The sequence below is a fragment of the Proteiniphilum sp. genome, from assembly GCF_034331125.1.
In the GTDB taxonomy this organism is placed as follows: domain Bacteria; phylum Bacteroidota; class Bacteroidia; order Bacteroidales; family Dysgonomonadaceae; genus Proteiniphilum; species Proteiniphilum saccharofermentans.
This window is the reverse complement of the sequence record NZ_JAXQGC010000034.1, coordinates 1-15,586: the sequence shown is the minus strand read 5'-3', so window position 1 is coordinate 15,586 and position 15,586 is coordinate 1. Positions and strand designations below refer to the sequence as shown.

Sequence of the window (15,586 nt, the reverse complement as noted above, 5' to 3'; positions counted from 1 at the left end):
TCGCTTACTCAACCTACATAGGTTTTGAGAATTGCTTGTCAGTATGCAGCATCAGTTTGTCCAGCGATGCAGCTACATTGCGGACAAAAGGAGTGGCTTCGGGACGTACCCGGATCTCTTCCTCATCCCGGTCGATCAGTCCGTCTTCCTCCAGTTCGTGTATTTTTTTCTCATCATAATGCAGGGTGGCTTTCACTTTTTCCGGAGTAGTCTGAAAAGATGCTGCGATCTCTTGCCAACTGACGTAGTTATTACACATGAGCGAAGAAATAACCGCCCGGGTGATTTGCTCTTCCGGGTTCAATGCATATCCTTTCAGAACGGCCAACTCCTTTTTTTCAATCTGTGAGATATACGTTTGAATGTCTTTTGTGTTCTGGCTGTATGAAGCGGCCAGTTGGCTGATCCCTGTCACCCCGAACGCATACACCTGTCCGGTAGTCCTTCGGGTGCAATATCCTTGGAAATTGCGGTGAAGCGTTTTCTCCCGGAACGCTTTATAAAGTTCATCTTCCGGCAATACGAAGTGATCTAACCCGATCGACCGGTACCCCGCTTCATGCAGCAGACCGGAAGCCGAATTGAAAAGCTTTTCTTTTTCCGTAACGGTCGGCAATCCGGTTTTTTCAAGTTTCTGTTGCAACGGATTCACCCAGGGTACATGTGCATAGGAGAAAGTAACGATCCGCTCGGGTTGTAAATGGATGGCTTCCCGCATGGTTTCGGCAAACGACGCTTCCGTCTGTAACGGCAAACCGTAGATAAAATCCAGGTTTACCGACACTTTCTGCTTGTGAAGCCCGGCAATTATTTCACCTATTTCCAGCCGGGACGGTTTGCGGTGGGAAGCTTTCAATACCTCCCGGTTGAAATCCTGGACGCCGATACTTATCCGGTTGAATCCGATCTCCGGTAACGTCGCCCAATATTCTTCCGACATATATCCGGGATGGCATTCGATGGCGATTTCGGGATCTTTTATGCAGTCAAATTCACTAAAAACCAGATCATTGATCTCTTTCAGCACGGTGACGGAATACGTTGTCGGAGTACCTCCCCCATAATGGATTTGCGATACTTTCCGGTTTTTGGAAAGCATCGGAAAGATCAATTGCATTTCTTTTTTCACCGCCTCCACGTATTTGGCGGCTGTTGATTTATCTGTCAGCAGGAAAGCATTACAACCGCAATAATAACACATCTGGAAACAAAAAGGCAGATGAATATACACCGAAATATGAGACGGTTCCCTGCTGTTTGATTCAATGACCGCGCGCCGGTGTTGTTCCGCAGTATAGGACGGCGAAAAGAAATTGGCCGGGGGATAACTCGTATACCTGGGGACCGGCACGCTGTATTTATCTAAGATGCTTTGCTTCATTTGATTAAAAATTTAGACACAAGAGCCAAGAACCAAGAACCAAGACATTGTAATCGTGTCGATTACTTCGTAGTTCATGTTCGTTTCATATGGAAAGCAATAATAATATAGATCAGTGAGAGAACCGCAATCCCAATCTCGATCAGAAAAAGATTGGCATATCCGAGACTCCCGGCTAATTTTCCTGAAAGCACCGCGATGAGCATACTGCTCAGGTGAGTGATAACCGTCTGGATCGTGAAGTCGGTTCCTTCATACCCTGTGCGCACACAATCCATCGAGGTGGTATAAACAATGATAGTGGACATCCCGTAACTTGCCCACAACAGTGTAATTCCCAGGTGTAACGTAGCTATATTGACGGGAAGGAAAGTTACCAGGCAATAAAAATAGACCGCAGTAACCAGTGTCAGGCAGGCAAATAAAATACGGGAGGTGTTACGGCCGATCCGGCGTACTATAAATCCTGCGGCAAATGAAGCCGCACATCCCATGGATGTACCGATTATCCCGGACATGATACCGATTTCTCTCATACTATATCCGTAATCTACCAGCATCGGTTTAAGCATTGTCAAAATGCCTATCAGGCCCATATAATACAGGAACAGGAAAGGAATTTGCCTCCGGATACCCTTTTGTTTAAAAAATCCCAGCAAATCATTCGGGTGGATTTTTTCCATTTTCTTTTCAGGAATAGGTGCTTCCATATGTCTCTCCTTAAAGAAAATCAATGGGAAAATTGATATCACAGTAAAAAGAGCCAGGAAGGGGAGAAGCGTTTCCCATCCTAACCGGTTATATATTAGGAGTAACAAGCCTCCGCCGACCATGGCGCCAGCGAAACTGCCCATCGATTGCATGCTGTTGACCAGGCTTTTGTTTTTCCTGCTGAATGAAATAACTGCCAGAGCATCGGTGGCAATATCCTGTGTGGCGGAAGCAATGAACGAACACAAGATCAGTCCGATAATTAAAAGCGGTGTGGTTTGAAAATCAAGGAAAGAGATAACGAGAATAATGGCGGCATAGATCATTTCCGAAGAAAAAATCCAACGCTTGTAATGGCTTAACCGGCTGCTCGAACGATCGATGGCCGGCGACCATAAAAACTTAAGGATCCATGGGAGTTTCAGTAATTGCAACATGCCAATTAACTCCAGGGAAAAATGTTGCTGGCGCATAATCACAGGCAATACCGTCGAGAAAAAACTCATCGGTATCGACTGTGCGATATACAGACAGAAAAAAGTAAACAGCTTGCCTCCTTTTTGAGAATTCATATGATACGGTTAAAAGGTCAATTGTATATCCGTTCCTATTGTGAAAGGTTTACCCTGTTGGGCAAATTCATTCCCCATCGACTCAAAGTAGTACGCGATATATGAATCGTTTGTTATATTCTTTGCCCAGAGGGACAGCGTCATCCTCTTGTGCCGGAAGGATATTTTCCCGTTCAACGTATGGTAATAGGGTTGTTCCGCGACATTATTTTCACTCCAGAAAAGTTTACCGATACCGGTATATTCCATATTAAACCCAATGCTTTCGAGATGCCTTCCCTTTATATTTAACGTGTAATCTCCCGCTGCGCTAAAGGTATTACGGGGAACCAGCGGCAGGAAGTTTCCCCCGTAATCAATGTCTTTGCTTTCGTCATACAGATATTCCCGGAACCTGGCGTGGGTGTAGCCGTAACTTAGCAGGAAGCGTAAATGGTCAACCGGACGGATGTGTGATGTGATCTCGATCCCTTTGCTGACGGATTTTCCGGCATTCCTTAGCTTGAAGCCTTGTTCAGTCGCTTTCTTTTGGGTCACCTGCTGATCACGCCAGTCAATATAGAATAAACCTATCTCTGTGTGTAACCGGTTTTCAAAAGCGCTTCCCTTCCATCCGATCTCGTATGTCCAGCTGTATTCGGGCTTAAATGTCCAGTCTTCTTCGCGGTCGACCGTGGTGTTAAATCCTCCGGCTTTATAACCCTGACTCACGGAAAAATAAGTCAAATGGTTCTTGTCCGTCAGGTATTGTATTGAGAATTTCGGGGTCAGCCTCGAATAGGTATCCTTCTTATATATGGGATCGAGGATCTGGCCGGCAGAACCGACAGTTTTTGTCCGGTTTTCCATTTTTATTTTTTCCCAGTCATACCGTAAACCGAGTGTGACGGACAGCCCGTCTGTCAGTAGGTCGTTGAAAGTGGATTGATGGTACACGGCAATTCCCGAGGATGGGTTTTTGGTATCTGTGACCATACCGTTTCCCGACTGGCGGTATTCGATATTATTATTCTGGCCGTAATGCTGATAAAAACCAAACAGGCCTGTCTGCCATTGGTAAGGCGTTTCTTTCAATGACCTGGCATTGATCTCCTGCGAAACCATTTGCTGCTGATGCGAGAAAGTGACATAATAGTGGTCGGCCGGCGTAAAATCCTGGTCAATTCCCTGCTTGCCGTCAAAGTATTGGAAGGATGATTGGGAGTCCAACTGATAATCCGCTGTTGTATATTTAAGGTGTAATCCGTTGTTCGACATTTGGCGCCGGTAATAGGATCGTTCGTTATAATTGACTGCTTCCGCTTTATTGCTTTCCGTGTCATACAGTCCGTACGGGTATCCATCCTGGTCGGAATACTCATACGCAGTTGTCAGATAGGCTACCAATCGTTGGTTGATCTGCCATCCCAGACGGACCCTTCCTGCCAGTGCATCCGATCCATCTGCTTTATTTCCGGTATAAAGGTTATTGAAATACCCTCCCCGATGCGTGTAATTGGCTGAGACGATATAACCCAGCGCATGATTTATTTGTCCCACTTGGGATCCTTCCGCCTTGTAATGATTGTAATTCCCGGCTGTTGCACCCACGGTTGTTTCCCTATGCTGAAAAGGAGATTTCGTATATACATTGATTATCCCTCCCATCGTATTCCGGCCGTAAATCGTCCCTTGAGATCCTCTCAGCACTTCGATTTTCTCAATGTCAGTGATATTAAAGTCATAGGAGGAGCGGTCGAAATAAGGTATCCCATCCACATACAGCCCGACGGATGGGGCATTGATCCGTGAACCGATCCCCCGTATATAGATGGGAGAAGTCAATCTGGATCCATAGTCGGGCATGAAAAAATTCGGGACAAAAGCCGAGATCTCTTTTATAGTCATGAAGTTGTGATTTTTCAGCACCTCTTTCGTCAGGGTAGTTGCGGAAACAGGTTGTATGGCCAGATCTTTATTGGCTTTGAATGCAACAATTTCTATTTCCCCGATAGAATAGGTAGGGATTGAATCTTTATCGATGAATGGCTCAGAAGCCCTGATCATAGATGAAACCAGACATAACGAAACAATAAAAAAAACGGATCTGTTCACGAAGAATATTTTATATGATTTTCGCAGGCAAAGATAGGACGGAAAATCTTATTCTACAATCACTATATCTAGTGATATTGACCTGTTTGAAAAAACCGTATCGGTCCTCTGTAAAAAAGATTTTCATTTTACACGCTTGGAAATACGAGATTTTTCATGTTATTTTGTCGCATGGAAACAAACGGAAATCCCACTCATTTATATGACTGTATCGTTATCGGCGGGGGCATAAGCGGTATCTCTTTCGCCCATAAGCTGCAGGAACGCGGTGATGATATACTCCTTCTCGAGAAAGAACAGCGTCTCGGAGGGCAGATACAGACCCATATATCTTCCCATGATCCGTATTTCTGGTCGGAGTTGGGAGCGCATACCTGCTATAATTCCTATACCCGTCTGTTATCGATGGTCATGGATCTGCATATTGAACAATATATCCGGCCTTTGGAAGGATATAAGTATATGCTTTATGCCGACGGGAAAATAAATAATGTGATGAGCAAGGTATCGGTACCTTCCTTAGTTATGCATGGTCCACGTCTCTTTTTTACATCTAAAAGTGGAAAAACAGTACGGGAATATTTCAGGCCGATAGTCGGCTCGAAAAATTATGATCGTTTATTTTCAAACATGTTCAGGGCAGTTATCTGCCAGAAAGCGGATGATTATCCGGCCGAACTTTTCCTGAAGGGGCGGAAAGAGCGATTGAAACAATTCCCACGGAAATTCACCTTTGAGCGGGGACTTTCGTCTTTATTGGCACACATTGTCCAGACGAGTGGTTTCAATCATTTAAAGGATGAAGAAGTCTCCGAAGTGCGATACGATAATAGGACTTATTCCGTTACCACCCGTAAAGGGAATCGCTTCCTGGGTAAACGCATCGCATTTGCTACCTCCCCACACGTCGTCTCGCGCTTGTTACGGGAAATAGAACCGGAGATGGCGAAGCTACTATATACTATTCCCATGGTTGAATCCGGAACATTGAATGTAGTCGTTAGGAAAGATCATTTACCGGTGCAAAGAGTCGCCGGCATTATCCCTGTTACGGATGATTTCTTTTCGGCCGTATCCCGGGATGGTGTCGATCACCCCGCCCTGCGTGGTTTCTCTTTTCATTACGGGCAACATCAACAGGATCCTGAGCGTATGTCCGATCTTGCATGCAAAGTGCTCGGGATTAGTCGGGAGGATATCGTGGAAACAAAGTTCACTTCACATATACTACCTTCACTGAGAATGCAGCATAGGAATATGGCGCGACAGATTGAAAATGTGCGCTCGAATGATTCGGTTTTTATGCTGGGAAATTATTTTTACGGCCTATCCTTGGAAGACTGTGTTCATCGTTCATTTGACGAGTATATCCGTTTATCAGGTCAGGTGCCTGTTTACTTATAATTCTTCAGATAAAGAAAGTTAAATATATTTCGGAGTGTTTTTATGGATGCTAATAATATTTTATTTGTGTTATTTATAGTTGAAATAGTTTCATAACTTATTTCTATATATTTTTATTGTTTAATTTTTTTTTATTTTCTTTGTGAGGTGAGAATTTTCCACTCATACATGAAATAAAAGTTTATAATACCGTAATAATGAAATCTTATTCGATGAGAACAAGTATAATAGATAACCAGTTTACCACCCCTGGTTTGTTAACTTATGTTAACGGGGGGGGGGGGGCATTCTCCTTATTTGATCCTTATTTAGCTCTTAATATACTTTTAACCAGATATTTACCTGGAAGACAAAACGTCTATTCCTTATTTTTTTCTTTTCCTTTTGGAGACAAATCTTTTCTTAATATTTGTCGAACTTTTTCTACTCTATACAAAAAATATTTCACTAGTACCTAAAGCTATCCAAATTGCTGTTTGGATAATGCTTGTTTTTTGTATGTAATTTGTTTAAGAGGTTTTTTAAAGTTCTATGATAAAAGATTTGATAATGGGAAACAATAATAAGAAAACACAACTCTCCCTGATGATGTTCTTTCAGTTTTTTATTCAGGGATCATGGTATGTAACCATGGGCACTTACCTGGGACAAACCCTTCATTTCACGGGAGTACAGATCGGATTGGCGTATAGTACGGCAGCCATCGCAGCCATTATATCTCCTGTCATCGTAGGTATGATAGCCGACCGGTTCTTTTCCGCCAACAGGGTACTGGCGTTTTTAAACATAACGGGGGCAGTATTATTAGTCTGGTTGACACAAATTAATAATTTTTCGTTATTCTTTCCTGTGTTGTTGTTATATACAATTTGCTTTATGCCGACCATGTCGCTGTGCAACTCCATCTCTTTTGACAACCTGCTGGAGCCGTCGAAGGAATTCTCCCGCATCCGGCTGTTCGGGTCTTTCGGGTGGATTATTTCCGGGATACTTATCAGTTCCATGAATCTGGAACCATTGTCAACGCCTTTCCTTATCGCTGCCGGCATATCTTTCCTGGCCGGCTTGTATGCTTTCCTTCTGCCCTACAAGGCGCCTGAAAAGCGTGCGGAAAAGGTGACTGTCGGGCAAATACTCGGGTTCGATGCCTTTAAACTTACCAAAGATAAATCGTTCCTGGTATTGCTGGTGTTCTCGGCTCTGACCTGTATTCCACTTGCTTTCTACGATTCTTTTACCAACCTTTTCATAGTCAATGTAGGGATCAATAACGCTGCCGCAGCCATGAGCATGGGTCAGGTTGCCGAAGTGATCTTCCTTTTTGCGTTTCCTCTTCTATTCCTTAAGTTGCGTTACAAGGGAAGTATAGTGTCCGCTATTGTCGCCTGGGTGCTGATGTACGGGTTCTTTGCGCTGGGAGCTCATACGGGACAGACCGGATTCATCTATGCCGTACTGCCACTTCACGGGTTCTGTTTCACGTTCTTCTTTGTTTCGGGGCAATTGTTTGTGGATGAAAAAGCGCCTTCGTCACTACGGAATTCGGCACAGGGACTGATTGCCTTTGCCACTTATGGAGTAGGGAAATACCTGGGAACACTGGTTGCCGGGAACGTAGTACATCAATACACTACAGCCCAGGGTGCATACAACTGGGTTGCTGTCTGGATTGTGCCTTTTGTTATGGCTGTTGTCATCCTGATCGGATTTGTTGCGCTGTTCAGAGAAAATAAGAAAAATTCAGAAAGTATGAGGATTATACAGGAATAATATCCTGTATACTATATATTTTATTTGAGGTTTTAATATTTGATTCTTTAATTACCATGTTATGATTAATTTATTAAAAAAGTGTGTTATTAAAAGAAGAGTCCGTACAAACAAAGGAAACCTTCTGTGTATGGCTTTTCTGACGTTTTTGTTTGTATCGAATGATTATCTCCGGGCAAATGAACCGGATATTCATAAAATACAACAAGAAAGAACTGTTACGGTGAGAGGAAAAATAACGGATCCTGCGGGAGATCCTTTACCTGGTGCAACTATTCAGATAAAGGGAAGTACCCGGGGGGTCATTGCGGATGTTGACGGAATCTATGTATTCCCCGATTGTCCTGTCGGTAGTACGTTGGCCGTCTCCTTTGTTGGAATGAAAACAACGGAAGTACTGTTTAGAGGAGAAACCACGCTTGATGTTGTAATGGAATTTCAGGCGGATGAATTAGATGAGGTCTCTGTCGTTGCCTTTGCCAGACAGAAAAAAGAAAGTGTGCTGGCTTCCATAACTACCGTTAAACCGGGTGAACTGAAGGTGCCAAGCAGTAACCTGACCACGGCGTTTGCCGGACGCGTTGCCGGTTTGATCTCTTTTCAGACAACAGGTGAACCCGGACAGGATAATGCCAATTTCTTTATCCGGGGTATTACGACTTTTGGTGCCGATGCAAAAAAAGACCCGCTTATATTGATTGATGGAATTGAATTGGGCCCTGATGACTTAGCCCGATTGAATACGGATGATATTGCCAGTTTCTCTATTATGAAAGATGCGACGGCGACGGCTCTTTATGGTGCCCGGGGTGCCAACGGAGTGATCTTGGTAACAACCAAAGAGGGGAAAGAGGGGAAAGTGAAATTTGATGCCCGTATAGAAAATTCATTTTCATCGGCTACACGAAAAGTGGAAATAGCGGATCCGGTTACCTACATGCGTATGCAGAATGAAGCCATTAAAACTCGGGATCCGTTGGGATTGGCTTTGTATTCGGAAGAAAAGATACTGATGACCGAGCGGGGGCTCTATCCCGATATTTTCCCTGCTACTGATTGGTATGATATGATGTTTAATGATGTCATCAGCAATCAGAGAGCAAATTTAAGTGTAAGCGGAGGAGGTAAAGTAGCCCGATACTATGTGGCTGCCAATATTACGCGTGACAACGGAAATTTAAAAATAGACAAACGGAATAATTTTAATTCCAACATTTTATTGATGAAATATAATTTCCGTTCCAATGTAAATATCAACCTGACTGAAACCACCGAGTTAATAGCTCGATTAAGCGCAAATTTCGATGAATACACCGGTCCTATTGACGGAGGGAGTGGAATGTATAAAAAAGTTATGCAGGCTAACCCTGTTATGTTTAAACCTTATTATGAACCGGATGAAAAGTTTGCTTACGCGAAACATATATTGTTCGGGAATTATGGACATGCAGGATATATTAATCCATATGCCGAATCCCTCAAAGGCTACCGGGATCAAAGTAAAAATTCAATGATCGTTTCTTTTGAAGTGAAACAGGATCTGGCATCTATTCTTCAGGGATTGACTTCCCGGGTAATGTTCAATATGAATCGCTTTTCGGAGTATAATGTCACGCGCCAATACTATCCGTTTTATTACAGCATTGCTGCTTACGATTTGTTGAAAAACACGTATGACTTACAGCGGTTAAATCCGGCCGGAGGTACAGAATGGATAAACTATCAGCCGGGACAACGCTATATCAATACATCCATGTATCTGGAGGCAGTTACTGAATATAATAATGTATTTATAGATCTTCACAGTTTGAATGCTTTGTTGGTATATACTATGCGTGATGAAAAATCGGGGATTGCGGAAAATTTACAACTTTCACTACCAAGCAGAAATATCGGATTAGCAGGACGTTTGGCCTATAATTACGATACCCGTTATTTTGCTGAATTTAACTTTGGATATAATGGTTCGGAACGATTTTCCAAAAATAACCGTTGGGGATTTTTCCCTTCAGTTGGAGCTGCATGGATGATTTCAAATGAGGCATTTTTTGAACCGCTGACGAATGTTTTTCCCCAGTTTAAGTTAAAAGCTACTTATGGTTTAGTAGGAAATGATGCCATCGGGAGCGACTATGACCGGTTTTACTATTTGTCACAGGTTGATTTGTATGCCAATAGAAATGTAAACTGGGGAACGCAATTAAATTATAATCCCGGAGGGGTCAATATACAACGCTATGCCAATGATCGTATCGGGTGGGAGACGGCTTATAAAACCAATATAGGTGCGGAAGTTTCTACAGCATTGGGTTTATCGGCGAATATTGATTTGTTCAAAGAAACGCGTAAAAATATCTTACTGGAGCGCGTAATCCCCAATACGATGGGAGTTATCCCGGCTGTAAAAGCAAATTTGGGGGAAGCTATGGGGCAAGGGGTCGATGTTGAGGTGAATTATGAGAAAATAGTAAATAAAAATCTTTGGTTTACCGGTCGGGGTACGTTTACGTATGCCACAAGTAAGGCTCTTAAATGGGAAGAACCGGATTATAGTGCGACGCCATGGTTATCACGGGTCGGTCATTCGCTATCTCAAAACTGGGGGTATATTGCCGAGCGATTATTCATAGATGAAGAGGAAGTGAAGAATTCACCTGTTCAATTTGGAAATTATGGAGCGGGAGATATAAAGTATCGTGATGTAAATAATGATGGAAAAATATCCGAATTGGATAAAGTTCCGATCGGCTTTCCCTCTACTCCAGAAATTAATTACGGGTTTGGTCTGACAGTCGGATACAAAGGAATAGACGCCTCTTTCTTTTTTCAGGGATCGGCACGACAATCATTTTGGATTGATTTGTATAATACAACACCTTTCCTGGATTCCGATGCGGACGATGGACGTGTTGGGCAAAATGCCATTTTAAAAGCGTTTGCAGATAGTTATTGGTCTGAAAATAACCGTGATCCTTATGCTTTATGGCCCCGTTTGGCAAATTATCAGGTTGAAAATAACAATCAAACCAGCACATGGTTTATGCAGGATGCTTCCTTTTTGCGCTTGAAATCTGTGGAATTGGGATATACGGTTCCCGAAAATACACGAAAAAAGATGAAGATGGCGAATTTAAGGGTATATGTAAGCGGAACGAACCTATTCTCATGGAGCCGTTTTAGATTATGGGATCCGGAAATGGCAGGCAATGGGTTAGGATACCCTATACAGCGGGTTATTAATGTCGGATTGAATATTGGATTTTAAATGAAAGAACGTATGAAAACGAATTATAAAAAAATTATAGTATCTGTCTTCGTAATGGCGATATTTTACTCTTGTGATTTTCTGGACGTTGTTCCGGACAACGTCGCCACATTGGATCATGCCTTTTCCGATCGTTATACTACGGAGCAATATCTGGCTACCTGTTATTGGGGGATGCCGAAATCTGCCGGGTGGAATGAAAATCCGGCTATTTTCGGTGCAATGGAGATGATCTTCAATAAAGAACACAGAACCAGTGGCGGAATGAGATTCGGATTAGGTGAAGACAGTCCTACTTCCGCATTGATAAATTATTGGGGAGGAACGGGAACCATGATCAGATCCCTGTATGCAGGTGTCCGCGAGTGTAATACTTTTCTTGAAAATGTAGATCGTGTTGAAGATTTGAATCGCTATGAAAAAGAAAGAATGAAAGCGGAAGTAAAGCTTATTAAAGCTTATCTTCATTTTTATTTGATTTCGTATTACGGGCCGATTTGTCCTTTGAAGGAAAATACCCCTATTAACGAATCAACGGAAGGGGTACGCGTTTATAGGGAAAAAATTGATGATTGTTTTGCCTATGTGCTGGAGTTACTTGATGAAGTAATAGAGAGTGATGCCCTTCCTATGGTAATTGAGAACAGGACGACGGAACTGGGAAGATTTACGGAATCAGCGGCGCATATGTTGAAAGCGAAAGTATTGATATATTGGGCAAGTCCTCTCTTTAACGGAAATACGGATTATAATAGCTTTTTGGATCATAATGGGGAACCGTTTTTTAATCAGGTATATGATGGTGGTAGATGGAGTAATGCTGCAGAGGCATGTAAAACAGCTATTGATGTTTGTACGGAAGCAGGTATCCGTCTCTATCAAACTACCGATTTTGTCGCTACCAAGAGGATGTCTGATACGACGTTACTGGTAAACACGTTAAGAAGCGCCGTAAGTGAACGATGGAACAGAGAAATAGTTTGGGGGAATTCTTCTTATCCCGTGAACTGGGGCTTACAGAGTCCTTGTCTGCCTCGTTTGGAACAGGGAACTTCTTCTTCTGCATCCGGGACAATGAGCGTTCCTTTTTCTACTGTTGAGGTATTTTATTCGAATAACGGTGTTCCCATTCATGAAGACAGAACATATCCCTATTCAGAGAGATATTCTCTGCGTACAGGTGATGAAAGTCATAAATATTATATCCAGCAGGGAGAACAAACCGCCATACTCAATTTTGACCGTGAACCGAGATATTATGCCACGTTAGGTTTCGACAGAGGAAAATGGTATGGCAATTCGTATAAGAATTATCCCGACGATGATTCGGAAGCGCTCTATCCCAGAAATAGGTTCGGAGAGTTCTCATCCGTATTTAATCCGGGTGATTACAATGCTACCGGATATTGGCCTAAAAAGTTGGTTTCGATAAATACTATGTTCAGGGATGCCAATAGTGTGACAACGGAAACGTATCCTTTTCCTGACATGCGTTTTGCAGACCTTTTACTTTGGTGTGCAGAGGCATTAAATGAATCGAAAGATGCTCCTGATGCCGAAGTATATCAATATATTGATATGGTCAGAGAACGTGCCGGTTTACAGGGTGTCGTGGAGAGTTGGGCCAACTATTCGAACCAGCCGAACAAGCCTGCTACAAAAACAGGAATGCGTGAGATTATCCAGCAGGAAAGAAAGATCGAATTTGCATGCGAAGGGGTATATTATTGGGATAGTCACAGATGGAAGACAGCTTTAAGAGAGCAAAACCGTCCGATTCAAGGGTGGAATGTCAATGCTTCGGAATTACAAGATTATTATACTGTGACAACTTATTATACACAAAAATTTACATATAGGGACTATTTTGCTCCCATACCGGAAAGTGATTTAACAAGAAACCCGCAACTGGTACAAAATCCAGGGTGGTGATCATTTAATAAGCGAATATTATGGGAAATAAATATATATTATTCATTGTTTTGCTGAGTATCGTGTTTTCCTGTGAAGAAAAAAAATTGGAACCGATAACGACCAGTTTGGGAAAACCGCAGAAAGTAACGGATGTAACGGTTGAACCCGTCGCCGGTGGAGCCATCATATATTACCGGATACCAAATGTAGAAGATATATTGGGCGTGAAAGGGGTTTATGCACTTACTACCGGAAAAACGTATGAGGCTTCATCATCGTTTTACGAGAATAAGCTGGAAATACTGGGATATAATGACACGCTTGTTCACGAAGTACAATTATTCACATATAATCGTGCCCAAGAACTGTCGGATCCTGTAATTGTTTCATTTAATCCGCTGGAATCACCATTAAGCAAGGTAATACCTACCGTTCGAATTATCAGCGATTTTGGTGGAGCGCAATTCAATTGGACCAATGAATACAAGGCGCCGATGAATTTTGAATTCCTGGCACAGGATTCATTGGGACAATTGCAGACAATGAGGATAATTACATCTGCTGCCGATACTGCACGTCAGAGTTTAAGGGGGTATGATCCTGAACCTTGGGTTTTCGCCACCATTATCCGCGACAATTATGGAAATGCTTCGGATACTATTTATCCCGAAGGAGGTACCATCCTTCCTATGTATGAAGAAAAACTCGATAAAACGAAAATGACTATTATGAAATTGGGAAATGATCAGAATTTTACCAATTGGGAAGGAATGGATAGTTATCTGATCGATGATGATCACGATACTTTTGGACACTCGCCTAATTCTTCTATTCCTGCCCCGTTTACAATAGATCTGGGCAGTACAGCAAAGATCAGTCGTGTAGTTATGCATCAGAGACGGTTTAGTGAGACCTATTATAATTGGGGAAATCCCCAGAAATTCACAATTTACGGAAAAGTTGACAGGCCCTCACAAAGCGGGGATTGGAGCGAATGGACCAAGATTATGGATTGTGAGATTATCAAACCGTCGGGATCTCCATCCGGAACAGTAACGGATGAGGATATGGCTGCGGCGGAAGCCGGACACGAATTTACGTTTGAACTTGACCAGGAACCTCTGCGATATATTCGTATTGTTGTTTCCAGCACATTTGGTGGTACAACCTTTACACATCCGGCCGATGTAGACATCTATGGAGAAGTGACAGAATAAAGATTATACTTTAATAAGATAAAATAAAATGAAAAATATATATAAGTTCTTTTTGATTTTCATATCGGCATTGATGGTCTATTCCTGTGAAGACTTCATGGATATCCATAAGGAATACATCAAAGACGGGGAAATTATTTATGCTCCCAAACCCGATTCGGTAGCTTTTGTGGCCGGTAAGGAGCGGATTCTTTTCCGCGGATGGATGTACAATGGTATAAATGTTAAAACAATCAATGTTTTATGGAATGATGGGATTGATTCTATAAGTATCCCGGTCTCGTTTAAAACCGAAATGGACAGCATCGAGGTAATGTTGACCGATATACCCGAAAGGTCGTATACATTCAATATTTATTCCGTTGATAATTTTGGACACCGTTCATTGGTCGTCACCGATTTCGGTTCGTCTTACGGTGAAATATATTCCTCTACATTGATCGATAGACGGATTAATGAAATAAATCTAACAGATAAGTTCGGAACCATAGAATGGTTTTCCGCACCGGATGGATTGGTTGCCAATGAAGTCCGATATGTGAAAACGGATGGAACTACAGCGATTGCTTCAATGCCGGCTACGGATTATAGTATAGATATTGATGTGAAAGCCGGTACGCTGTTTGAATACAGATCTCTTTTTATTCCCGAAGCTGAAGCTGTGGATACTTTCTATACGGAATGGATAGAATATCCGGAACCTTTTCCGGCAACTTATTTGTATGACAGGAGTAACTGGGAGGTATTACAGGTGTCGGATGAAACGGCAAGTGATGGAGGAGGAATGAAGACATTAATCGATAATGATTTAGGCACGTATTGGCATTCGAAATGGGATCCTACAACCCCCTTGCCGCATTGGGCAATAATAGATATGGAATCGCCAAAAAAAATTGCTTTTTTCGATATATACAGACGTAGCGGTAATACAGATACCAAAACAGTCCAATTGTTTGTGAGCAATGAGAGTGACCCGGACGCAGACAGCTGGATAAAAATAGGTGAAGATGTCTTTACAAGCGGAGATAAGGTTACGATCGATGCAACATCTGAATTTGAAGGGCGCTATTTGAAAATTTATCTTCCGGATAGTAATAGAGACCCATTTACCAGCATTGCAGAAGTATATGTTTATGGTAATTAGGAAAATGAGTATAACTAAGTAAATACAAGCATATAGGCAGCGGTTTTTAGCTGCCTATCTTTGTATGTCGGGCATGGTATTAAGCTTGCAGGATGTAAGTTCCTGTATGTGCCG

At 42.4% G+C, this 15,586-nt stretch carries 9 protein-coding genes; 6 read left to right on the top strand and 3 right to left on the bottom strand.

What is annotated here, in order from left to right; genetic code table 11:
* Positions 1-13 precede the first annotated feature (13 nt).
* The 3 genes from hemN to U2P89_RS07195 all read right to left on the bottom strand — a co-directional run bounded on the left by hemN (position 14) and on the right by U2P89_RS07195 (position 4,758).
* Positions 14-1,381, bottom strand: a complete 1,368-nt coding sequence (gene hemN / locus U2P89_RS07205; RefSeq protein ID WP_322191059.1) for an oxygen-independent coproporphyrinogen III oxidase — start codon at positions 1,379-1,381, stop codon at positions 14-16.
* 74 nt (positions 1,382-1,455) lie between these two features.
* Complete coding sequence (locus tag U2P89_RS07200) at positions 1,456-2,664, bottom strand: MFS transporter (RefSeq protein ID WP_019539867.1); 1,209 nt, start codon at positions 2,662-2,664, stop codon at positions 1,456-1,458.
* A 9-nt stretch (positions 2,665-2,673) separates the two neighbouring features.
* Positions 2,674-4,758, bottom strand: coding sequence for a TonB-dependent receptor (locus tag U2P89_RS07195; protein ID WP_322191058.1), 2,085 nt, complete (start codon positions 4,756-4,758; stop codon positions 2,674-2,676).
* Positions 4,759-4,929: 171 nt separating this feature from the next.
* Between U2P89_RS07195 and U2P89_RS07190 the strand changes: the two genes are divergently transcribed.
* From U2P89_RS07190 to U2P89_RS07165, 6 genes are all read left to right on the top strand, one after another.
* Positions 4,930-6,162, top strand: coding sequence for an FAD-dependent oxidoreductase (locus tag U2P89_RS07190; protein WP_019539865.1), 1,233 nt, complete (start codon positions 4,930-4,932; stop codon positions 6,160-6,162).
* Between the two features lie 549 nt (positions 6,163-6,711).
* Positions 6,712-7,932: an MFS transporter gene (locus U2P89_RS07185; RefSeq protein WP_322191057.1), complete on the top strand. Its 1,221-nt coding sequence runs from the start codon at positions 6,712-6,714 to the stop codon at positions 7,930-7,932.
* Between the two features lie 61 nt (positions 7,933-7,993).
* Positions 7,994-11,197, top strand: coding sequence for a SusC/RagA family TonB-linked outer membrane protein (locus U2P89_RS07180; RefSeq protein ID WP_416188624.1), 3,204 nt, complete (start codon positions 7,994-7,996; stop codon positions 11,195-11,197).
* Positions 11,198-11,209: 12 nt separating this feature from the next.
* Complete coding sequence (locus tag U2P89_RS07175; RefSeq protein WP_092119214.1) at positions 11,210-13,129, top strand: RagB/SusD family nutrient uptake outer membrane protein; 1,920 nt, start codon at positions 11,210-11,212, stop codon at positions 13,127-13,129.
* Between the two features lie 20 nt (positions 13,130-13,149).
* Positions 13,150-14,328, top strand: coding sequence for a DUF5000 domain-containing lipoprotein (locus tag U2P89_RS07170; protein WP_092119090.1), 1,179 nt, complete (start codon positions 13,150-13,152; stop codon positions 14,326-14,328).
* A gap of 28 nt (positions 14,329-14,356) precedes the next feature.
* Positions 14,357-15,472, top strand: coding sequence for a DUF4998 domain-containing protein (locus U2P89_RS07165; protein WP_322191055.1), 1,116 nt, complete (start codon positions 14,357-14,359; stop codon positions 15,470-15,472).
* The last annotated feature ends 114 nt before the right edge of the window (positions 15,473-15,586 follow it).

Bases quoted from the DNA above. Each gene is read 5' to 3' on its own strand.
- U2P89_RS07170 (WP_092119090.1), top strand. From the start codon at position 13,150: ATGGGAAATAAATATATATTATTCATTGTTTTGCTGAGTATCGTGTTT.
- hemN (WP_322191059.1), bottom strand. From the start codon at position 1,381: ATGAAGCAAAGCATCTTAGATAAATACAGCGTGCCGGTCCCCAGGTAT.
- U2P89_RS07175 (WP_092119214.1), top strand. From the start codon at position 11,210: ATGAAAACGAATTATAAAAAAATTATAGTATCTGTCTTCGTAATGGCG.
- U2P89_RS07165 (WP_322191055.1), top strand. From the start codon at position 14,357: ATGAAAAATATATATAAGTTCTTTTTGATTTTCATATCGGCATTGATG.
- U2P89_RS07200 (WP_019539867.1), bottom strand. From the start codon at position 2,664: ATGAATTCTCAAAAAGGAGGCAAGCTGTTTACTTTTTTCTGTCTGTAT.
- U2P89_RS07190 (WP_019539865.1), top strand. From the start codon at position 4,930: ATGGAAACAAACGGAAATCCCACTCATTTATATGACTGTATCGTTATC.
- U2P89_RS07185 (WP_322191057.1), top strand. From the start codon at position 6,712: ATGGGAAACAATAATAAGAAAACACAACTCTCCCTGATGATGTTCTTT.
- U2P89_RS07180 (WP_416188624.1), top strand. From the start codon at position 7,994: ATGATTAATTTATTAAAAAAGTGTGTTATTAAAAGAAGAGTCCGTACA.